This window comes from Pseudomonas sp. B21-056 (genome assembly GCF_026016325.1).
In the GTDB taxonomy this organism is placed as follows: domain Bacteria; phylum Pseudomonadota; class Gammaproteobacteria; order Pseudomonadales; family Pseudomonadaceae; genus Aquipseudomonas.
In genome coordinates this window covers 5,749,110-5,768,076 of sequence record NZ_CP087203.1, presented here as the reverse complement: position 1 = coordinate 5,768,076, position 18,967 = coordinate 5,749,110, and the positions used below count along the sequence as shown (strand labels likewise).

Here is an 18,967-nt window from a genome sequence, read left to right as displayed (position 1 = left end):
CTCGATGGTCTGAAAAAGATGCGTGATAATAAAGCATGACCCGCTTGACGGCTAGGGCCGTCGGAGACCCTTGTAATGCCCGACCAAGATGTACGCTTGCAACACCTGAAAGTTTGGCTCGATGAGCAACTTCCGAGCCTTTTTGCCGCACAAGGCTGGGGTGTCGTACCCCCGGCCACATTGACCGCGGCCAGTAGCGACGCGAGTTTCCGGCGTTATTTCCGCTGGGAAGGCGAGGGCCGCAGCCTGATCGTGATGGATGCGCCACCGCCCCAGGAAAACTGCAAACCCTTCGTGGATATTGCGTTTTTACTGGCGAAATCCGGGATCAACGTGCCAAAAATTTATGCAGAAGATCTCGAACACGGCTTTCTTTTGCTCAATGACTTGGGCAACCAGACATACCTGGACGTAATCGACGGGGAGAATGCCGACGATTTGTTCCGTGATGCCCAGCAGGCGCTGCTGGCTTTCCAGCAGTTGCCGATGGTAGCGCCGCTGCCCAGCTACGACGTTGCGTTGCTGCGCCGGGAGCTTGAGCTGTTCCCCGAGTGGTACGTCAAGCGCGAACTGGGCATCGAGTTCGATTCGACCCAGCAACAGCTCTGGCAGGAGGCGAGCGACCTGCTGATCGACAGCGCCCTGGCTCAGCCCAAAGTGCTGGTGCATCGCGACTACATGCCGCGCAATCTGATGCTCAGCGAGCCGAACCCCGGCGTGCTGGATTTTCAGGATGCGGTCTACGGCCCTGTGACTTACGACGTGACCTGCCTGTTCAAGGATGCCTTCCTCAGCTGGCCCGAGGCGCGTGTGCGTGGCTGGCTGGAGGATTACTGGCGCCAGGCCGGCGCGCTCGGCATCCCGGTCCAACCGGACATCGAAGACTTCCTGCGGGCCAGCGACCTGATGGGCGTGCAGCGCCATCTCAAGGTCATCGGGATCTTCGCGCGTATCTGCCACCGCGATGGCAAGCCACGTTACCTGGGTGATGTGCCGCGTTTCTTTGCCTATATAGAAGCTGTCATCGCTCGTCGTCCTGAACTGGCGCAACTGCAGGCATTGTTGTCCAGCCTGCGTCGCCCAGCCGGAGCGACGGCATGAAGGCGATGATCCTGGCGGCGGGCAAGGGTGAGCGCATGCGTCCCCTGACCCTGACCACCCCCAAGCCACTGATTCGCGTCGGCGGCATTCCCTTGATCGAATACCATCTGCGGGGGCTGGTCGCGGCCGGCTTCAGCGATATCGTGATCAATCACGCCTGGCTCGGTCAGCAGATCGAGGATCATCTGGGGGATGGCTCGCGATTTGGCGTGCGGATTCGTTATTCACCCGAAGGTGAGCCGCTGGAAACCGGCGGTGGGATTTTCCGGGCTTTGCCGCTGTTGGGCGACGACGCGTTCGTGGTGGTCAATGGCGATATCTGGACCGATTATGCTTTCAGCACCTTGCGTGGGCCGCTCGAAGGCCTGGCGCACCTGGTGTTGGTGGATAATCCGGAGCATCACCCGGGCGGTGATTTCATCCTGGCCGACGGAAAGGTTCACGAAGGAGCGCCGGCTGCCGACAAACTGACCTATAGCGGCATTGCCGTCCTGCACCCAAGGCTGTTCAAGGGCTGCTCGGATGGCGCGTTCAAGCTCGCACCGCTGCTGCGTCAAGCCATAGCAGAAGGGCAGGTCAGTGGCGAGCGCCTGGAAGGGCACTGGGTCGATGTGGGGACCCATGAACGTTTGGTGCAAGTCGAAACCTTGATAGAAGCGAGCCGTTGATATGTGGTGGCCAGGGACTCTGATCGGAGCCGGAGCGGGCTTTGCCATAGCCAGTATTCCGGGGGCCATGCTCGGTGCGTTGTTGGGGCAGGCGCTGGACCGGCGCCTGAACCTGCAAGACTGGGCGCAGGTACGCGAGCGCCTGGGTGGACGCCCGGCGCTGCGCAATGATGAATTGCTGTTTGTCTTGTTGGGGCGGCTGGCGAAAATCGATGGTCGGGTGGTCGACGGTCACATCCAGCAGGCTCGCCAGGAAATGCGCTCACTGGACCTGAGTGAGCCGGCACGGCGTCGGGCCATCGCAGCGTTCAACCGAGGCAAGTCGGGAAACGACCGGCTGCGTCGTTATCTGCGTCGTCTTGCCACTCAGCCCTATGCCGCCGAAGGCGTGCTGCGGGCCTGTTGGCGGATGGTCTGGGCCGACGGTCGCGCAGGCGCCAGTGAGCGTGAGTTGTTGGTCCAGTGGGGCAAGTGGCTGGGCTGGACTCCCCAGCAGGTCCAGGCGCTGGCGATTGATTACGAACCACACAAGCCGTCACTGCCCAACAGCGGTGTGACCTATCAGGAAGCGTTGCGTTTGCTGGGAGTGTCAGCCACCACCGAGCCGTCGCAGATCAAGCGAGCCTACCGTCGGCTGCTCAGTCGTCATCATCCGGACAAGATTGCCGGCAGCGGCGCCACGCCGTTGCAGGTGCGCGAGGCCACCGACAAGACCCGGGAGTTGCATAACGCCTATCGGTTGATCCGGGAGCGGCGGGATTTTCGCTAGGTTCTATCCGGTTTCAGTCACCAGGATTCTGCGGGTTCAACCACCCCCTAACGCGCCGAAACAACTGCTCCTGCTGCGCCGCCGCGTTGGGCAAGGCCTTCAGGGAAACCTGGCTGAAATTCGAACCCTTCAGGCGTTTGCTCGCCTGCAGGCGTTCCAGCGCCGCATTGCGATCCAATGGTCTATCCATATAGAAGACATCGGCGGTTGCCAGCTTCAAAGTCGGCGTCAGTTCGGCCAGGCCGGGTTTGGCGGTGACCGGGGTCTGCGCGGCGACCATCACGAAGCGTTCGATCTGCGAGGGCTGTTTTTCGCTGAGGTAACGCGCCGCCCAGTAGGCTCCGGTACCGTGGCCCAGCAGCACAATGCGGCGCGAGCTCTGCTGCTCGGCGTAGGCGAGGGCTGCATCGATGCGAGCGAAAATACGTTCGGCGTCGGCCTTGGCATGTTCTTCATCGGCTTCGGCAACGACCGGGTCGACGGCGTCTGCCTCACCGCCCGCCACCTGTTCAATCGGTGCCGCAGTTGTGGCGTCCGGGGCAGCGGCAGCCGTGTCGGCGGGTTTGGTTTGCGGCGGGGTTTCTACTGCGCGCGGTGCGATGACATCGCTTTGCGGGTCCGGCAGGGTAATACTCAGGGTGTTCCACTCGACATCGGGCAGTTTTTTACGCAGCGGTCCGATGACTTGAGGCCAGTCAGCGGTTTCGCCGGCCCCGGGGATTATGATGACCGCGCCCTTGGGGTCGCTGGTGTTGGCCGGTTTCCAGAGCGCCAGGAACGTGTCGCTGCCAGTCTGCAACTGTTGTTGTTCCTGGGACGGGACTTTTCGCTCCAGTGCGACCGCGTCTTCCTGGCTACGCTCGAGCAGAGGTTGGCGCTCGACCGGTTTTGCTTCGGTGGGTTGATCCGTAGCGGCAGGCGCCGGTTCGTCAGCCTGTACAGAAAACGCACTCGGCAGGATCAGTGACAGGCACAATGCTGGCAATGCCAGGCGGTGGACAAAGGGCATCGGATATTCCAGGGCCAGAAGTATTTCCGGCAGCCTAATGGGTTGGTCAGTATTTGTCAGTGCACGAGACTTCAATGATGCGTTTTTGCTGCCTGTGGGTTATCGGCTGTTTATGGCTTCCCTTGATGACGTGGGCTGCGCCCGCGCCCTCGGCCCATGGGGTGCAATTGAATGCCGGGCAACGCGAGTGGTTGGCGCAGCATCCCCAGTTACGGGTTGGCCTGGTCTTGCAGGCGCCCTATGCGCAATATGATCGACGCTTGCAGCGTCTGTCCGGCACCAACGTCGAGTTGATGCAATGGCTGGGCAAGCTATTGCATGTCGAACTGACCTGGCGCAATTTCCAGGACGTGGCGCAACTGGAAGCTGCGCTGCGCGACGGCGAAGTGGATATCGCCCCGGGCCTGACCCAGACCCCGGGCGGGCTCAGGCTCTGGTTGTTTTCCGATCCGTACATGCGCGTGCCGCAATTGATCGTCGGTGAGCAGAAAGGCGCCGAGGGCGTGGAGTTGGAAAAACTCGACGCCCAGGCTCGGGTCGCCGTGCGCATGCCCAGTGCCACGGCGGATTATCTGCATGGCACGTATCCGATGTTGAATCTGCAAGGCGTACCGATGGAGCGTGAGGCCCTGCAACTGCTGCTCACCCAGCAGGCGCGGTATGCCGTGGTCGATGAGGCGCAGTTGGGAAGGCTCATGGTCGAACCGGAATTCGCCGAGTTGGTGGTGGTGGGCGACATCGGTCTGCCGCAACTGCTGCGGGTCGCCACGCGCCGGGACTGGCCTGAGCTGGCCGAAATCATCGACAGCGGTCTGCAGGCGATCCCCGCCAAGGAGCTGGAGCAACTGCACAGTCGCTGGCTGAAACCCAAGTACCCGCGCCTGACCGAGACCCCGGGTTTCTGGCAGAACCTGACGTTGTTGATGCTGGCCTTGCTGCTGAGCTGCGTCGCCGTCGTATTCTGGCAGCGTCGCCAGCAACGCGGGTTGGAGCGTCGCCTGCGCTCCGCACGCGAAGACATCGCCCAGCGTGCCGCCAGCGAAGAAGCCTTGCGCCTCACCCAGTTTTCCATCGACCAGAGCACGGTCGGCATTCTCTGGGTCAACTGGGACAGCCATGTGCGCTATGCCAACCGCGCCGCTGAAACCATGCTCGGCTATGGACCTGGTGCGATCATCGAACGTCCCTTGATCGACTTCGAGCCGGGCCTGCACATGGATCGCTGGCTGAACCTGTGGAAGCGTGCCCGGGCCAGTGAAGACGGTCCGCAGAGCTTCGAGACCGAATGTGTGCGGGCCGACGGCAGTATCCTGCCGGCCGATGTTTCCCTGAGCTTCCTGCGTTTTCGGGATGCCGAATACCTGGTGGTCTACCTCAACGACGTGACCGAGCGCCGTCGTGCGCTGGCGGCGTTGCGCGAAAGCGAAGCGCGCCTGCAAGGCATCGCGGCCAACGTGCCGGGCCTGGTCTTTCGCCTGGAGCGGGCACCGGTGACCGGTCAGATCGATTTTGCCTACATCAGCGAAGGCAGCGAAAGCCTGGTGGGTTACTCCCCCGCAACCCTGGCGCGTAGCGACACCGGCTTGCGCAGCCTGGTGCATCCGGAGGACAAGGCCGATTATCACCGCACCCAGGACCAGGCACTGGACAGCGACAGCGACTGGTCATGGCAGGGGCGCATCCTGACCCGTGAAGGCCGGGAGCGCTGGGCCGAGATCAAGGCGATCACCCGTCGTCTCGAGGACGGCGCCTACGTCTGGGACGGCATCGTCTGGGACATCACCGAAAGCAAGCGTATCGAGCTGGAACTGGCCAGCTCCCGGGAGCAGCTACGTGAGTTGTCGGCGCACCTGGAAAGTGTGCGGGAAGAGGAAAAGGCCCGTATCGCCCGGGAAGTCCACGACGAACTGGGTCAGATGTTGACGGTACTGAAGCTGGAAACGTCCATGTGCGAATTGGCCTACGCGCAGTTGGACCCAGGCCTGCAGGAACGACTCAACAGCATGAAGCGTTTGATCGCTCAGTTGTTCCAGCTGGTGCGAGATGTGGCGACGGCGCTGCGACCGCCTATCCTCGATGCAGGTATCGCCTCGGCCATCGAATGGCAGGCCCGGCGCTTCGAGGCACGGACACAGATCCCGTGTCTGGTGCAGGTGCCCGACAACCTGCCGCCCCTCAGTGATGCCAAGGCTATTGGTCTGTTCCGGATTCTCCAGGAAGCGCTGACCAACGTGATGCGCCACGCCCAGGCGCACACCGTGGAACTGACGCTGGCTCGCGAAGGCGATGAATTGTGTCTGACCATCAGCGATGACGGTGTAGGATTTATTGCCGACACAGGTCGGTCGACATCCTTTGGGCTGGTGGGGATGCGCGAGCGGGTGCTGATCATGGGGGGGCGGTTGTCCCTGGAAAGTGAGCCGGGGGAGGGGACTGCCCTGGTGGTGTGGGTGCCTCTGGCGGAGGCCTGAGGGTTTTGGGTTGTCTGAGCTGACGCTTTCGCGAGCAGGCTCGCTCCCACAGGGTGATGGATTTGCCTCAACCACTGTGGGAACGAGCCTGCTCGCGATTGGATTCTGAATCTGGAGAAGAACGTGATCCGTGTACTGGTAGCCGAAGACCACACCATCGTCCGTGAAGGCATCAAGCAGTTGATCGGCCTGGCGAAGGATCTGGTGGTGGCGGGCGAGGCGAGCAACGGCGAGCAGTTGCTCGAGACCCTGCGGCATGTGCCCTGCGAAGTGGTGCTGCTGGATATTTCCATGCCGGGGGTCAATGGTCTGGAGGCGATCCCCAGGATCCGGGCGTTGAACAATCCGCCGGCGATCCTGGTGTTGTCGATGCATGACGAGGCGCAGATGGCGGCCCGGGCGCTGAAGGTTGGCGCGGCGGGCTATGCGACCAAGGACAGCGACCCGGCGTTGCTGCTCATGGCGATTCGCAAAGTCGCGGCCGGCGGACGTTACATCGACCCGGACCTGGCCGACCGCATGGTGTTCGAAGTCGGCCTGACCGATACGCGTCCGCTGCATTCGCTGCTGTCCGAGCGCGAGTTCTCGGTCTTCGAGCGTCTTGCCCAAGGCGCCAACGTCAACGACATCGCCCAGCAACTGGCCCTGAGCAGTAAAACCATCAGTACTCACAAGGCGCGGTTGATGCAGAAACTCAACATCACTTCGCTGGCGGAGCTGGTGAAGTATGCGATGGAGCACAAGCTGCTCTAAGCCCGTCACAGATCCCTTGTGGGAGCGAGCCTGCTCGCGATAGCGGTGGGTCAGCTTGCAACAATGCTGAATGTGCCGCCGCCATCGCGAGCAGGCTCGCTCCCAGTGTGCCCGGCATGGGCCAAAGCCAGTCACCTGAGAAGTGGTGACCAGAATGAGTGACAAGAACTGTAGTGAAACGCAAGGGGGAAACCGCGAGGCCATCCTGAAAGAAGCGTGTAGCAAAGGCGCGACCGCAGGAACACGAACAAGCAGTGAGGCCGGATGCGGGCGATAAGTGTGCTGGGAGCCACGAAATCCAACGGTCACCGAAAGACGCATCAGGTAGAGCTTGGCGGCCCGAGCCGAAGGTTTTGGCACCTTACCCGGGGAGATCTCGTGGGCGTAGCCCACGAGAAGTCAGCAGAAGCCGTAGTAGTGAAGAAGGATCGTAATGGATCTGGAACGAAGGGCTGAAGAACAGAAACACTCACCATAGACTACTGCCTACAAAGCGAGAGCCCTTTGAAACTGCACCCGGAAATGCCATGTGGCATGTAGCGGGATGGCCAGGCATGGAGAAGTCGAGTGGACCTCGATCAACACATGCAAGGAGGGGGCGAGTCAGCAGGCAGACGGAACAGGATTAGAGACGTGTTTAGCGAAATCTGCATGGAAACGATCGTCGAAAAGGAGAATATGCACCGAGCGCTCAAGAAGGTCCGGTCGAACAAGGGTGCGCCAGGGGTCGACGGAATCACTACCGAAGAGCTTGAGGCGCACCTGCAAGCGCATTGGCCGGCCATCAAGGGCAAGCTTTTGGATGGGACCTACAAACCGGGACCGATCAAAGGCCTCAGGATCCCCAAGCCGCAAGGCGGGGAGCGGCTGTTGGGCATAGCGAATACGCAGGATCGCTTGATCCAGCAATCAGTTCAACAGCTCCTGACTCAACTGTGGGATGTAAGGTTCAGCGAACACAGTTACGGTTTTCGGCCCGGCCGGAGCAATCTCGATGCCATACGAGCGGCCAAAGCTTTTGTTCTGGAAGGCAAGACGTGGGTTGTTGATATCGACATCGAAGCCTTCTTCGATCAGGTCAACCACGACAGGCTGATGAGCCTCATATCCCAGGATGTCCATGACAAGCGGCTGATGAGGTATCTGGGTCAGACGCTTCGAGCGGATATGTTGTTGGACGGCCAGCGGGTCAAAAGGACGGCAGGAACGCCACAAGGGGGACCGATAAGTCCGCTGCTTGCCAATCTCTATCTGGATGCACTGGATAAAGAGTTGGAGGCCCGAGGGCTGAGTTTCTGCCGCTACGCTGACGACCTGATGATTTACGTCACCAGCGAACGCAGCGCGGACCGTGTGCTGAAGAGTGTGACGGCTTGGATAGAGAAACACCTCAAGCTTAAGGTGAGCGCCAGCAAAAGTGGAACGGGCCGTCCTTGGGATCGCGACTTCCTTGGCTACAACATCGACGAACAAGGGAATGGGCAGCTGTCGGGCAAGACGGTGAAGAAATACCGCAAGAAGGTCCGCGAGCTTTGGTCGGCCAGGCAAAGCCTGACGAGCACTGAGCTTATCGCTCAATGGGGGGATTACGTCCGAGGCTGGTACGAATACTTCCGTTGGGTGAAGGACGACTTCAAAGGGTTATCTCAATGGACCCGCCGACATATGCGCAAATGTTTCTGGCAACGCTGGCACAGTCGTGAGGGTCGAATACGCAAACTGCGCGGACTTGGTATCTCAAATCGCCAGCTTACGCGAGTGAGTTTTCACGACGGTTCCTGGCGAGCGGCGCGCCACCCGGTGATGCATCAGGCGATGAGTCTGAAGGTAATGCAACGTTGGGGACTGTGGACGCCACAGGACTTCGCCTCAGCAGTTTGCTGAGCTGTTCAACCGCCGGATGCGGAAAACCGCACGTCCGGTGGTGTGGGAGGGGCAACGAGCACCAGCTTGTTGCCTCCACCCAATCAGGGAACTCGAGTTGGCATGTCCATTTGCGACATGCCTCAGAGCCCGCAATTTCAGCGTGTATCCCCAAACTTTCCAGCGCTTTTATCCAATCCCGCCGCCCTTGTAGGGCAATCCCTACCCCGACTCTTCCATCCGGCTGAGGCGATTCTCTCCTGCGCCCCGATTTGCGTGGACACGAGGCTCCACTAGGCTTGATTCACAAGCAGTCATCAATACAAAAGGTGCGGGTATGAGCCAGGTTGATTCAAGCGCGGGGGCCAGCGATGTGCTGGTCAGCTTTCGTGGTGTGCAAAAGAGCTACGACGGCGAGAACCTGATCGTCAAGGACCTCAACCTGGACATTCGCAAAGGCGAATTCCTGACCTTGCTCGGGCCGTCCGGCTCCGGCAAGACCACCAGCCTGATGATGCTCGCCGGGTTTGAAACCCCGACCGCCGGCGAGATCCAGCTGGCCGGCCGCGCGATCAATCATGTGCCGCCCCACAAGCGTGACATCGGCATGGTGTTCCAGAACTATGCCCTGTTCCCCCACATGACCGTTGCCGAGAACCTGGCGTTCCCACTGACCGTGCGTGGCCTGAACAAGAGCGATGTCAGCGACCGCGTCAAGCGGGTACTGAGCATGGTCCAGCTGGACACCTTCGCCCAGCGTTACCCGGCGCAATTGTCCGGCGGCCAGCAGCAGCGTGTCGCCCTGGCTCGGGCGCTGGTGTTCGAGCCACAGTTGGTGCTGATGGACGAACCCCTCGGCGCACTGGACAAGCAATTGCGTGAACACATGCAGATGGAAATCAAGCACCTGCACCAGCGCCTCGGCGTGACCGTGGTCTACGTGACCCACGACCAGGGCGAAGCCTTGACCATGTCCGACCGCGTGGCGGTGTTCCACCAGGGCGAGATCCAGCAGATCGCCCCGCCGCGCACGCTCTACGAAGAACCCAAGAACACCTTCGTTGCCAACTTCATCGGCGAAAACAACCGCCTCAGCGGTCGTCTGCACAGCCATACCGGTGATCGCTGCCTGGTGGAGCTGGGCCGTGGCGAGAAGGTCGAGGCACTGGCGGTCAACGTCGGCAAGCCCGGCGAGCCGGTGACCCTGTCGATCCGTCCGGAGCGGGTGAGCCTCAACGGCGCAAGCGAACAATGTGTCAACCGCTTCTCAGGGAGGGTGGCGGAATTCATCTATCTGGGCGACCACGTCCGGGTTCGCCTGGAAGTCTGTGGCAAGAACGACTTCTTCGTGAAACAGCCGATTGCCGAGCTCGATCCCGAGCTGGCCGTTGGCGACGTGGTTCCGCTTGGCTGGCAGGTCGAGCATGTGCGTGCGCTCGACCCACTTCTAGAGGCGAATTGATCGCCCCCCTGCTGTAATCAACACACCAACCCTGCACGTGGAGAGAACAATAAATGTTGAGATCCCTGAAGTTCACCGCCCTGACCCTGGGCATGATGGGTGCGGCAAGCGCGATGGCGGCGGGCCCGGACCTGACCGTGGTGTCTTTTGGCGGGGCGAACAAGGCGGCTCAGGTCAAAGCCTTTTACGCACCGTGGGAAGCGGCCGGCAACGGCAAGATCGTGGCTGGTGAGTACAACGGCGAAATGGCCAAGGTCAAGGCCATGGTCGACACCAAGAGCGTCTCGTGGGACCTGGTTGAAGTCGAGTCCCCTGAGCTGTCCCGTGGCTGCGACGAAGACATGTTCGAACAATTGGACCCGAAACTGTTTGGCAAGACCGAAGACTACGTCAAGGGTGCCATCCAGCCGTGCGGCGTAGGTTTCTTCGTGTGGTCGACGGTACTGGCGTACAACGCCGACAAACTGAAAACCGCACCAACCAGCTGGGCGGATTTCTGGGACACCAAGCAGTTCCCGGGCAAGCGTGGCCTGCGCAAGGGTGCCAAGTACACCCTGGAGTTCGCCCTGATGGCCGACGGTGTCGCGCCAAAAGACGTCTACAAGGTACTGGCTGGCAAGGATGGCCAGGATCGCGCGTTCAAGAAACTCGACGAACTCAAGCCGAATATCCAGTGGTGGGAAGCCGGCGCACAGCCGCCGCAGTACCTGGCATCCGGTGACGTGGTCATGAGCTCGGCCTACAACGGCCGGATCGCCGCGGTACAGAAAGAAAGCAACCTGAAAGTGGTGTGGAACGGCGGCATCTACGACTTCGACGCCTGGGCCATCCCACGTGGCCTGGACAAGACCCGTGCCGAAGCGGCGAAGAAATTCATCGCCTACTCGGTGGCGCCGCAGCAGCAGAAGACCTACTCGGAAAACATCGCCTACGGCCCGGCCAACACCCAGGCAGTACCGTTGCTGTCCAAGGATGTCTTGAAAGACATGCCGACCACCCCGGAAAACATCGCCAACCAGGTGCAGATCGACGTCAGCTTCTGGGCTGACAACGGTGAGCAACTGGAGCAGCGCTTCAACTCCTGGGCTGCGAAGTAACTGCTGACACAGGATCGTTCCCACGCTCTGCGTGGGAATGCCACTAAGGACGCTCCGCGTCCTCTGTGACGCAGAGCGTCACCGGATGCATGCCCACGCAGAGCGTGGGAACGATCAGTCACTGTTTCAAAAGAACAGAGGCGGCACACCGCCTCTGTAACGATAAAAAAAAGATTTGCGGAGTTCGCCATGGCCATCGCCGTTCCACTGAACGCGGGCACCAGCCCCACCTTGAAGCAGCGGCTCAAGCGCGCCGAGCGGGTCAACCGCTGGAAGGCCCAGGCCTTGATCGCGCCGCTGGTGCTGTTTCTGTTGCTGGTGTTCCTGGTGCCGATCGTGGCGCTGTTGTTCAAAAGCGTCAGCAACCCGGAAGTGGTAGGCGCCATGCCGCGCACCGTTGCCGCGATTGCAACGTGGGATGGGCGCGGGTTGCCTGGGGAGCCGGTGTACAAGGCCGCCAGTGAAGACCTGGCCGAAGCCCGCAAGAATCAGACCCTGGGCGACTTGTCCAAGCGCCTGAACATGGAATCGGCCGGCTATCGCAGCCTGCTGACCAAGACCGCTCGTGCGCTGCCATTTGCCAGCGAGCCGGCTTCTTATAAAGAAGCACTGGAAAACCTCGATGAGCGCTGGGGCGATCCCGCGTATTGGCAGGTCATCCGTCGCAACACCAGCAACGTCACCCCCTATTACCTGCTGGCGTCCGTCGATCACCGCATCGACGACCTCGGCGAACTGGCCCCGGCCACGCCTGACCAGGCGATCTACCTCGACATTTTCGCCCGTACGTTCTGGATGGGCCTGATCATCACCGCGATCTGCCTGGTGCTGGCTTATCCACTGGCCTACCTGCTGGCGAACCTGCCGTCGCGCCAGAGCAACCTGCTGATGATCCTGGTGCTGCTGCCGTTCTGGACCTCGATCCTGGTGCGGGTGGCCGCGTGGATCGTGCTGTTGCAGTCCGGTGGGCTGATCAACAGTGCACTGCTGGCCATGGGTGTTATCGACAAGCCCCTGGAGTTGGTCTTCAACCGTACCGGCGTCTACATCTCGATGGTCCACATCCTGCTGCCGTTCATGATCCTGCCGATCTACAGCGTGATGAAGGGCATCTCGCCCACCTACATGCGGGCGGCGATTTCTCTGGGCTGTCATCCGTTCGCCAGTTTCTGGCGGGTGTACTTCCCGCAGACCTATGCCGGTGTCGGCGCCGGTTGCCTATTGGTGTTCATCCTTGCCATCGGCTACTACATCACCCCGGCATTGCTGGGCAGCCCGAACGACCAGATGGTCAGCTACTTCGTCGCGTTCTACACCAACACCAGCATCAACTGGGGCATGGCCACGGCGCTTGGCGGGCTGCTGTTGCTGGCGACCATCGTGCTTTATCTGATTTACAGCTGGCTGGTGGGCGCCAGTCGCCTGCGCCTGAGCTAAGGGGAGATCGAAATGCTGAGTCCTTACATGTCCCCCGTCGAACGGGTGTGGTTCTACTGCTTGCGCACGCTCTGCGGGCTGATCCTGTTGTTCCTGATCCTGCCGGTGCTGGTGATCGTCCCGCTGTCGTTCAACTCCGGCAGCTTCCTGGTGTACCCGCTGCAAGGCTTTTCACTGCAGTGGTACCACGATTTCTTCGCTTCGGCCGAATGGATGCGGGCGCTGAAGAACAGCATCATCGTGGCCCCGGCGGCCACGTTGCTGGCGATGGTCTTCGGTACGCTGGCCGCCATTGGCCTGACCCGTGGCGATTTTCCGGGCAAGGCACTGGTCATGGCCCTGGTGATCTCACCGATGGTGGTACCGGTGGTGATCATCGGCGTGGCCAGCTACCTGTTCTTCGCGCCGCTGGGGATGGGCAACAGTTTCATCTCGTTGATCGTGGTTCACGCGGTGCTTGGCGTACCGTTCGTCATCATTACCGTCTCGGCGACGTTGCAAGGGTTCAACCATAACCTGGTGCGCGCGGCGGCCAGTCTTGGGGCTTCACCATTGACGACGTTTCGTCGGGTGACCCTGCCGTTGATCGCCCCGGGTGTGATCTCCGGAGCACTGTTCGCCTTCGCGACCTCGTTCGACGAAGTGGTGGTGACTCTGTTCCTCGCCGGTCCCGAGCAGGCAACCCTGCCACGGCAGATGTTCAGCGGCATCCGCGAAAACCTCAGCCCTACCATCGCGGCGGCGGCGACGCTGTTGATCGCCTTCTCGGTGATCCTGCTGCTGACCCTGGAGTGGTTGCGTGGGCGTAGCGAAAAACTGCGTACCACCCAAGCCTGACGAATGTGGGAGCGAGCCTGCTCGCGATAGCGGTCTGTCTGACACATCAATAGTGAATGTGCCACCGCTATCGCGAGCAGGCTCGCTCCCACAGGGATTTGCGGCGTATTCACGATCCGCAATACCGAGCTATCCTTGTGCCAGCCATACTCGAACAAGAGGCCGCGCACATGAGTCTTTCCTCATTCAAGATCGCCCACAAACTGATCACCGGTGCAGCTGCCATTGAGCAACTGGCGGACGAGCTGACGCGGCTGGATGTCGACAACCCGCTGATCGTCACCGATGCCGCGCTGGTCAGGTCCGGCACCGTGGAGCTGGCCCTGCAACACCTGGGCGGGCGCGACTACGAGATTTTCGACCGGGTCATGCCGGACCCGGAAATCGCCATCGTCGAAGATTGCATGCAGGCCTACCGCGACGGCGGCCATGACGGCCTGATCGGCCTGGGCGGCGGCAGTGCCATCGACATCGCCAAGTGCGTGGGCGTCTACGCCGGTTATCACGGCGAGCTGCAGGACATGTTCGGTGTCGACCAGGTACCCCGCAAGGGCCCGCCGATGATTGCCATTCCGACCACGGCGGGGACGGGCTCGGAGGTCACCAACGTGGCGATCCTCTCCGACAAGGCGGCACAACTGAAAAAGGGCATCGTCAGCGACTTTCTGTTGCCGGACGTGGCGCTGGTCAGCCCGCAGATGACCCTCACCTGCCCGCCCGGCGTGACCGCCGCCAGCGGTGTCGATGCCCTGGCTCATGCCGTCGAATCCTACCTTTCGCTCAATGCCTCGCCGATCACTGATGCCCTGGCCATCGGCGCGATCAAACTGATCAGCCGCGCATTGCCCAAGGCCTTTGCCAACCCTGCTCACTTGCAGGCCCGCGAGGATATGGCCACCGCTAGCCTGATGGCCGGCATGGCGTTCGGCAATGCCGGGGTCGGGGCGGTGCACGCACTGGCCTATCCGCTGGGCGGGCGCTTCCACGTGTCCCATGGCGTCGCCAACGCCTTGTTGCTGCCGTATGTCATGCAGTGGAACAAGATGGCCTGCGTAGAGCGCATGCGCGACATTGCCGAAGCGATGGGCATAAAGACCGGCCACCTGAGTGATCTTGAGGCCGCCGACGAAGCGGTGGAGGCCATGGCGGCGTTGTGTAGCGCCGTAGAGATTCCCAAGGGCCTGAGCGGCCTGGGCGTTACCGAGGGCGTGATTCCGTCCATGGCCGTGGAGGCGGCCGGGATCGAGCGGTTGATGCGCAACAATCCGCGCAAGTTGACCGTCGCTGATATCGAGAAGATCTACCGCGCAGCGTATTGATCGTCGGCCACGGTGGGCGCGCCAAATCTTGAGGTATACAATGCGCGCCATCGCGATTCCGCTCAAAACAGGTGCGTCATGCAGCCCTTCGCCATTGCTCCGTCGATTCTCTCCGCCGACTTCGCCCGCCTGGGCGAAGAAGTGGACAACGTCCTGGCCGCCGGGGCCGACATCGTGCACTTCGATGTCATGGACAACCACTACGTACCCAACCTGACCATCGGCCCGATGGTCTGCGCGGCACTGCGCAAGTACGGCATCACGGCACCGATCGACGCGCACCTGATGGTCAGCCCGGTGGACCGCATCGTTGGCGACTTCATCGAAGCCGGTGCCACCTACATCACCTTCCACCCCGAAGCCACGCTGCACGTCGATCGCTCCCTGCAGTTGATTCGTGAAGGCGGCTGCAAGGCCGGCCTGGTGTTCAACCCGGCGACACCGCTGGACGTGCTCAAGTACGTGATGGACAAGGTCGACATGATCCTGCTGATGAGCGTCAACCCCGGTTTCGGCGGCCAGAAGTTCATCCCGGCGACCCTCGACAAGCTGCGCGAAGCCCGTGCCCTGATCGATGCGTCGGGACGAAACATCCGCCTGGAGATCGACGGCGGCGTGAATGTGGGCAACATCCGCGAAATCGCGGCGGCCGGTGCCGACACCTTTGTGGCTGGCTCGGCGATCTTCAACGCGCCGGACTACAAGGAAGTCATCGAGAAAATGCGCGCCGAACTGGCCCTGGCCCGCCCATGAGCGGTTTCGAGCAGCTGTTCCCCGGCTGCCTGCCGCGTCTGGTGATGTTCGACCTCGATGGCACACTGGTCGATTCGGTCCCGGACCTCGCGGCAGCGGTGGACGACATGCTGCTCAAGCTCGGACGCCCGGCTGCCGGCCTCGATGCGGTGCGCCACTGGGTCGGCAACGGTGCGCCGATGCTGGTGCGCCGGGCGCTGGCCAACCACATCGATGCCCAGGGGGTCGATGACGCCGAGGCTGAACGGGCGTTGGAGTTGTTCAACGAAGCCTATGAAGGCAATCACCCTCTGACGGTGGTCTACCCCGGCGTGCGCTCCACCCTCAAGTGGCTGCACAAGCAAGGCGTGGAGATGGCGCTGATCACCAACAAGCCGGAACGCTTCGTTGCGCCGTTGCTGGACCAGATGAAAATCGGCCGCTACTTCCGCTGGATCATCGGCGGCGATACCTTGCCGCAGAAGAAGCCCGATCCGGCGGCGCTGTTCTTCGTCATGAAAATGGCCAACATCCCGGCTTCCCAATCGTTATTTGTCGGCGACTCGCGCAGTGACGTGCTGGCGGCGAAAGCGGCGGGGGTCAAATGCGTGGCGCTGAGTTATGGCTACAACCACGGCCGGCCGATCGCTGAAGAGTTTCCTTCGCTGGTGATCGACGACCTGCGCCTGTTAATTCCCGGTTGCCTGGACCCGGCCGCTGAGATAACGTTGCCCGACGCTGTTCAATCCTCTTCTGGAAACGCCATCGTGGTGGTCACTCGCAAACTCTGGATGAAAGTCATGAAGGCCCTGGCCCGCTGGCGTTGGCGCGCCTGACTTGATCCTGGCCGGTTACCCGGCGCGTTTGCATACCTGACTGTCAGCTCCTCTTGCCACGAGGCACCCTCATGATCCGCGAAGAATTCCTGCGCCTGGCCGCTGCCGGCTACAACCGTATCCCGCTCGCCTGCGAAACCCTGGCCGACTTCGACACACCGCTGTCGATCTACCTCAAGCTGGCCGACCAGCCCAACTCCTACCTGCTCGAATCGGTGCAGGGCGGCGAGAAATGGGGCCGTTATTCCATCATCGGCCTGCCGTGCCGCACGGTGCTGCGGGTCCATGACCACCGCATCAGCGTGACCCACGACGGTGTCGAGATCGAAAGCCACGAAGTCGAAGACCCGCTGGCCTTCGTCGAAACCTTCAAGGCCCGCTACAACGTGCCGACCATTGCCGGCCTGCCGCGCTTCAACGGTGGCCTGGTGGGGTATTTCGGCTACGACTGCGTGCGCTACGTGGAAAAACGCCTGGGCACCTGCCCGAACCCGGATCCGCTGGGCGTGCCGGACATTCTGTTGATGGTCTCCGACGCGGTGGTGGTCTTCGACAACCTGGCCGGCAAAATGCACGCGATCGTCCTGGCGGATCCTTCCCGGGAAGATGCCTACGAGCAAGGTCAGCAAAGCCTGCAGGCGCTGTTGGAAAAACTCCGCCAGCCGATCACCCCGCGTCCGGGGCTGGATTTCAGCAAGCAGGGAGCGGCCGATCCGGTGTTCCGTTCCAGCTTTACCCAGGCCGATTACGAAAGGGCCGTCGATACCATCAAGGAATACATCCTGGCGGGCGACTGCATGCAAGTGGTGCCGTCGCAACGGATGTCCATCGACTTCAAGGCCGCGCCCATCGATCTGTACCGGGCACTGCGCTGCTTCAACCCGACGCCTTACATGTACTTCTTCAATTTCGGTGATTTCCACGTCGTGGGCAGTTCGCCGGAAGTGCTGGTGCGGGTCGAGGACAACCTGATCACCGTGCGACCGATTGCCGGTACCCGCCCTCGCGGCGCCACGGAGGAAGCAGATCGGGCCCTGGAAGAGGACCTGTTGTCGGATGCCAAGGAAATCGCCGAGCACCTGATGCTGATCGACCTGGGCCGCAACGACACCGGGCGGGTCTCGGAGGTCGGCTCGGTGAAGCTTACCGAGAAGATGGTCATCGAGCGTTACTCCAACGTGATGCACATCGTGTCGAACGTCACCGGCCAGTTGAAGGCCGGGCTGACGGCCATGGACGCCTTGCGGGCGATCCTGCCGGCGGGGACCTTGTCCGGCGCGCCGAAAATCCGCGCGATGGAAATCATCGATGAACTGGAGCCGGTCAAGCGTGGCGTGTACGGCGGTGCCGTGGGTTATTTCGCCTGGAACGGCAACATGGACACCGCCATTGCCATCCGCACCGCGGTGATCAAGAACGGCGAACTGCATGTGCAGGCCGGTGGTGGCATCGTTGCCGACTCGGTGCCGGTGCTGGAATGGGAAGAAACCCTGAACAAGCGCCGGGCGATGTTCCGCGCCGTGGCGCTGGCGGAGCAGACCTCGAACGACTGAGTTAACCGGCTTGCTGTGAACTCAGCCCATGTGGGGGCGAGCCTGCTCGCGATGACGGCGGCACATTCAAGATCAAGCTATCTGATGTGTCGCCATCGCGAGCAGGCTCACCCCTTCAGTGTTCTATCCGGAGCGTCACGATTGTTTGCGGACCCTTCGGGTCGCTCATATTGCGCGCTCCGTCCAGCTAAGCTACTGTGCCGGAACGTATGAACGAGACCTTCCACGTGTCGATTGTCAGCAAACTTCTGGATCAACTGATCAAGGCTCACGCCCGTTGGCGTTGGCGCGCCTGACCGTTCTCTGCCGGCCTTGCCGGACCTGTACCGATTTGCCTTCTTTACCCGCTTGAAAGCCGTTTCGCTGGCGCATGATTTGCCCGGCCAAGCGCAGCACCGTGCGGGTTCTCTTCGAAGGCTGTATTTAAAGTCAGTGAATTCAATAGGTTGCTTACGCCATGTTGCTGATGATCGATAACTACGACTCTTTTACCTACAACGTTGTGCAGTACCTCGGCGAGCTGGGCTCCGAAGTGAAGGTGGTGCGCAACGACGAATTGACCATTGCCGAGATCGAAGCCCTCAAGCCTGAGCGCATTGTGGTTTCACCGGGCCCGTGCACGCCGACCGAAGCGGGCGTCTCCATCGAGGCCATCAAGTACTTCGCCGGAAAGCTGCCCATCCTCGGTGTCTGCCTGGGCCATCAGTCGATCGGCCAGGCCTTTGGCGGCGATGTGGTGCGGGCCCGGCAGGTCATGCACGGCAAGACCAGTCCGGTATTTCATGAGGACAAGGGTGTGTTCGAAGGCCTGAACCGGCCGCTCACCGTCACCCGCTATCACTCCCTGATCGTCAAGCGCGAAACCCTGCCCGACTGCCTGGAACTGACCGCCTGGACCCAGTTGGAAGACGGTTCGGTGGATGAAATCATGGGGCTGCGCCACAAGACGCTGAATATCGAGGGCGTGCAGTTCCACCCCGAATCCATTCTGACCGAACAGGGCCACGAGCTGTTCGCCAACTTCCTCAAACAAACCGGCGGCACGCGCTAAGGACTTTCC

Annotated in this window: 16 protein-coding genes; 15 read left to right on the top strand and 1 reads right to left on the bottom strand. The window is 61.4% G+C overall.

Annotated elements, in window-relative coordinates; all coding sequences use genetic code 11:
- Window positions 1-75 precede the first annotated feature (75 nt).
- The 3 genes from LOY67_RS25225 to LOY67_RS25215 are packed head-to-tail and all read left to right on the top strand — an operon-like array spanning window position 76 to window position 2,538.
- The gene (locus LOY67_RS25225) at window positions 76-1,101 is read left to right on the top strand and encodes an aminoglycoside phosphotransferase family protein (protein WP_265064894.1); all 1,026 of its coding nucleotides are present in this window, start codon (window positions 76-78) and stop codon (window positions 1,099-1,101) included.
- A complete protein-coding gene (gene murU / locus LOY67_RS25220; RefSeq protein ID WP_265064893.1) occupies window positions 1,098-1,769 on the top strand; it encodes an N-acetylmuramate alpha-1-phosphate uridylyltransferase MurU in 672 nt (223 codons plus the stop codon). Before LOY67_RS25225 ends, murU begins: the two co-directional genes overlap by 4 nt.
- A gap of 1 nt (window position 1,770) precedes the next feature.
- Complete coding sequence (locus LOY67_RS25215; protein WP_265064892.1) at window positions 1,771-2,538, top strand: TerB family tellurite resistance protein; 768 nt, start codon at window positions 1,771-1,773, stop codon at window positions 2,536-2,538.
- A gap of 13 nt (window positions 2,539-2,551) precedes the next feature.
- Here LOY67_RS25215 and LOY67_RS25210 read toward each other — a convergent pair whose 3' ends face one another.
- On the bottom strand, window positions 2,552-3,547 hold the full coding sequence (locus LOY67_RS25210; protein ID WP_265064891.1) for an alpha/beta hydrolase family protein: 996 nt from the start codon (window positions 3,545-3,547) through the stop codon (window positions 2,552-2,554).
- A gap of 74 nt (window positions 3,548-3,621) precedes the next feature.
- On the opposite strand from LOY67_RS25210, the gene LOY67_RS25205 reads away from it, so the two are divergent.
- From LOY67_RS25205 to LOY67_RS25150, 12 genes are all read left to right on the top strand, one after another.
- Window positions 3,622-6,018, top strand: coding sequence for a PAS domain S-box protein (locus tag LOY67_RS25205; RefSeq protein ID WP_265064890.1), 2,397 nt, complete (start codon window positions 3,622-3,624; stop codon window positions 6,016-6,018).
- A 123-nt stretch (window positions 6,019-6,141) separates the two neighbouring features.
- A complete protein-coding gene (locus tag LOY67_RS25200; RefSeq protein WP_047702279.1) occupies window positions 6,142-6,771 on the top strand; it encodes a response regulator transcription factor in 630 nt (209 codons plus the stop codon).
- 651 nt (window positions 6,772-7,422) lie between these two features.
- Window positions 7,423-8,655, top strand: coding sequence for a group II intron reverse transcriptase/maturase (gene ltrA / locus LOY67_RS25195; protein ID WP_265064420.1), 1,233 nt, complete (start codon window positions 7,423-7,425; stop codon window positions 8,653-8,655).
- A gap of 316 nt (window positions 8,656-8,971) precedes the next feature.
- Window positions 8,972-10,096 (top strand): ABC transporter ATP-binding protein, encoded by a 1,125-nt coding sequence (locus LOY67_RS25190; protein WP_265064889.1) that lies wholly within the window; start codon window positions 8,972-8,974, stop codon window positions 10,094-10,096.
- Window positions 10,097-10,149: 53 nt separating this feature from the next.
- Window positions 10,150-11,193 (top strand): ABC transporter substrate-binding protein, encoded by a 1,044-nt coding sequence (locus LOY67_RS25185; protein ID WP_265064888.1) that lies wholly within the window; start codon window positions 10,150-10,152, stop codon window positions 11,191-11,193.
- A 189-nt stretch (window positions 11,194-11,382) separates the two neighbouring features.
- Window positions 11,383-12,630, top strand: coding sequence for an ABC transporter permease (locus LOY67_RS25180; protein WP_265064887.1), 1,248 nt, complete (start codon window positions 11,383-11,385; stop codon window positions 12,628-12,630).
- Between the two features lie 12 nt (window positions 12,631-12,642).
- Complete coding sequence (locus tag LOY67_RS25175) at window positions 12,643-13,467, top strand: ABC transporter permease (protein WP_265064886.1); 825 nt, start codon at window positions 12,643-12,645, stop codon at window positions 13,465-13,467.
- A 170-nt stretch (window positions 13,468-13,637) separates the two neighbouring features.
- Complete coding sequence (locus tag LOY67_RS25170; protein ID WP_265064885.1) at window positions 13,638-14,786, top strand: iron-containing alcohol dehydrogenase; 1,149 nt, start codon at window positions 13,638-13,640, stop codon at window positions 14,784-14,786.
- 78 nt (window positions 14,787-14,864) lie between these two features.
- A complete protein-coding gene (gene rpe / locus LOY67_RS25165; RefSeq protein WP_265064884.1) occupies window positions 14,865-15,539 on the top strand; it encodes a ribulose-phosphate 3-epimerase in 675 nt (224 codons plus the stop codon).
- The gene (locus LOY67_RS25160) at window positions 15,536-16,354 is read left to right on the top strand and encodes a phosphoglycolate phosphatase (RefSeq protein ID WP_265064883.1); all 819 of its coding nucleotides are present in this window, start codon (window positions 15,536-15,538) and stop codon (window positions 16,352-16,354) included. Before rpe ends, LOY67_RS25160 begins: the two co-directional genes overlap by 4 nt.
- Window positions 16,355-16,425: 71 nt before the next feature.
- Entirely contained in the window at window positions 16,426-17,907 is a 1,482-nt protein-coding gene (gene trpE / locus LOY67_RS25155; RefSeq protein WP_265064882.1) for an anthranilate synthase component I, read from the top strand.
- A gap of 457 nt (window positions 17,908-18,364) precedes the next feature.
- Window positions 18,365-18,958, top strand: a complete 594-nt coding sequence (locus tag LOY67_RS25150) for an aminodeoxychorismate/anthranilate synthase component II (RefSeq protein WP_019693903.1) — start codon at window positions 18,365-18,367, stop codon at window positions 18,956-18,958.
- The last annotated feature ends 9 nt before the right edge of the window (window positions 18,959-18,967 follow it).

Bases quoted from the DNA above. Each gene is read 5' to 3' on its own strand.
- LOY67_RS25225 (WP_265064894.1), top strand. From the start codon at position 76: ATGCCCGACCAAGATGTACGCTTGCAACACCTGAAAGTTTGGCTCGAT.
- murU (WP_265064893.1), top strand. From the start codon at position 1,098: ATGAAGGCGATGATCCTGGCGGCGGGCAAGGGTGAGCGCATGCGTCCC.
- LOY67_RS25215 (WP_265064892.1), top strand. From the start codon at position 1,771: ATGTGGTGGCCAGGGACTCTGATCGGAGCCGGAGCGGGCTTTGCCATA.
- LOY67_RS25210 (WP_265064891.1), bottom strand. From the start codon at position 3,547: ATGCCCTTTGTCCACCGCCTGGCATTGCCAGCATTGTGCCTGTCACTG.
- LOY67_RS25205 (WP_265064890.1), top strand. From the start codon at position 3,622: ATGATGCGTTTTTGCTGCCTGTGGGTTATCGGCTGTTTATGGCTTCCC.
- ltrA (WP_265064420.1), top strand. From the start codon at position 7,423: ATGGAAACGATCGTCGAAAAGGAGAATATGCACCGAGCGCTCAAGAAG.
- LOY67_RS25190 (WP_265064889.1), top strand. From the start codon at position 8,972: ATGAGCCAGGTTGATTCAAGCGCGGGGGCCAGCGATGTGCTGGTCAGC.
- LOY67_RS25185 (WP_265064888.1), top strand. From the start codon at position 10,150: ATGTTGAGATCCCTGAAGTTCACCGCCCTGACCCTGGGCATGATGGGT.
- LOY67_RS25180 (WP_265064887.1), top strand. From the start codon at position 11,383: ATGGCCATCGCCGTTCCACTGAACGCGGGCACCAGCCCCACCTTGAAG.
- LOY67_RS25175 (WP_265064886.1), top strand. From the start codon at position 12,643: ATGCTGAGTCCTTACATGTCCCCCGTCGAACGGGTGTGGTTCTACTGC.
- LOY67_RS25170 (WP_265064885.1), top strand. From the start codon at position 13,638: ATGAGTCTTTCCTCATTCAAGATCGCCCACAAACTGATCACCGGTGCA.
- rpe (WP_265064884.1), top strand. From the start codon at position 14,865: ATGCAGCCCTTCGCCATTGCTCCGTCGATTCTCTCCGCCGACTTCGCC.
- LOY67_RS25160 (WP_265064883.1), top strand. From the start codon at position 15,536: ATGAGCGGTTTCGAGCAGCTGTTCCCCGGCTGCCTGCCGCGTCTGGTG.
- trpE (WP_265064882.1), top strand. From the start codon at position 16,426: ATGATCCGCGAAGAATTCCTGCGCCTGGCCGCTGCCGGCTACAACCGT.
- LOY67_RS25150 (WP_019693903.1), top strand. From the start codon at position 18,365: ATGTTGCTGATGATCGATAACTACGACTCTTTTACCTACAACGTTGTG.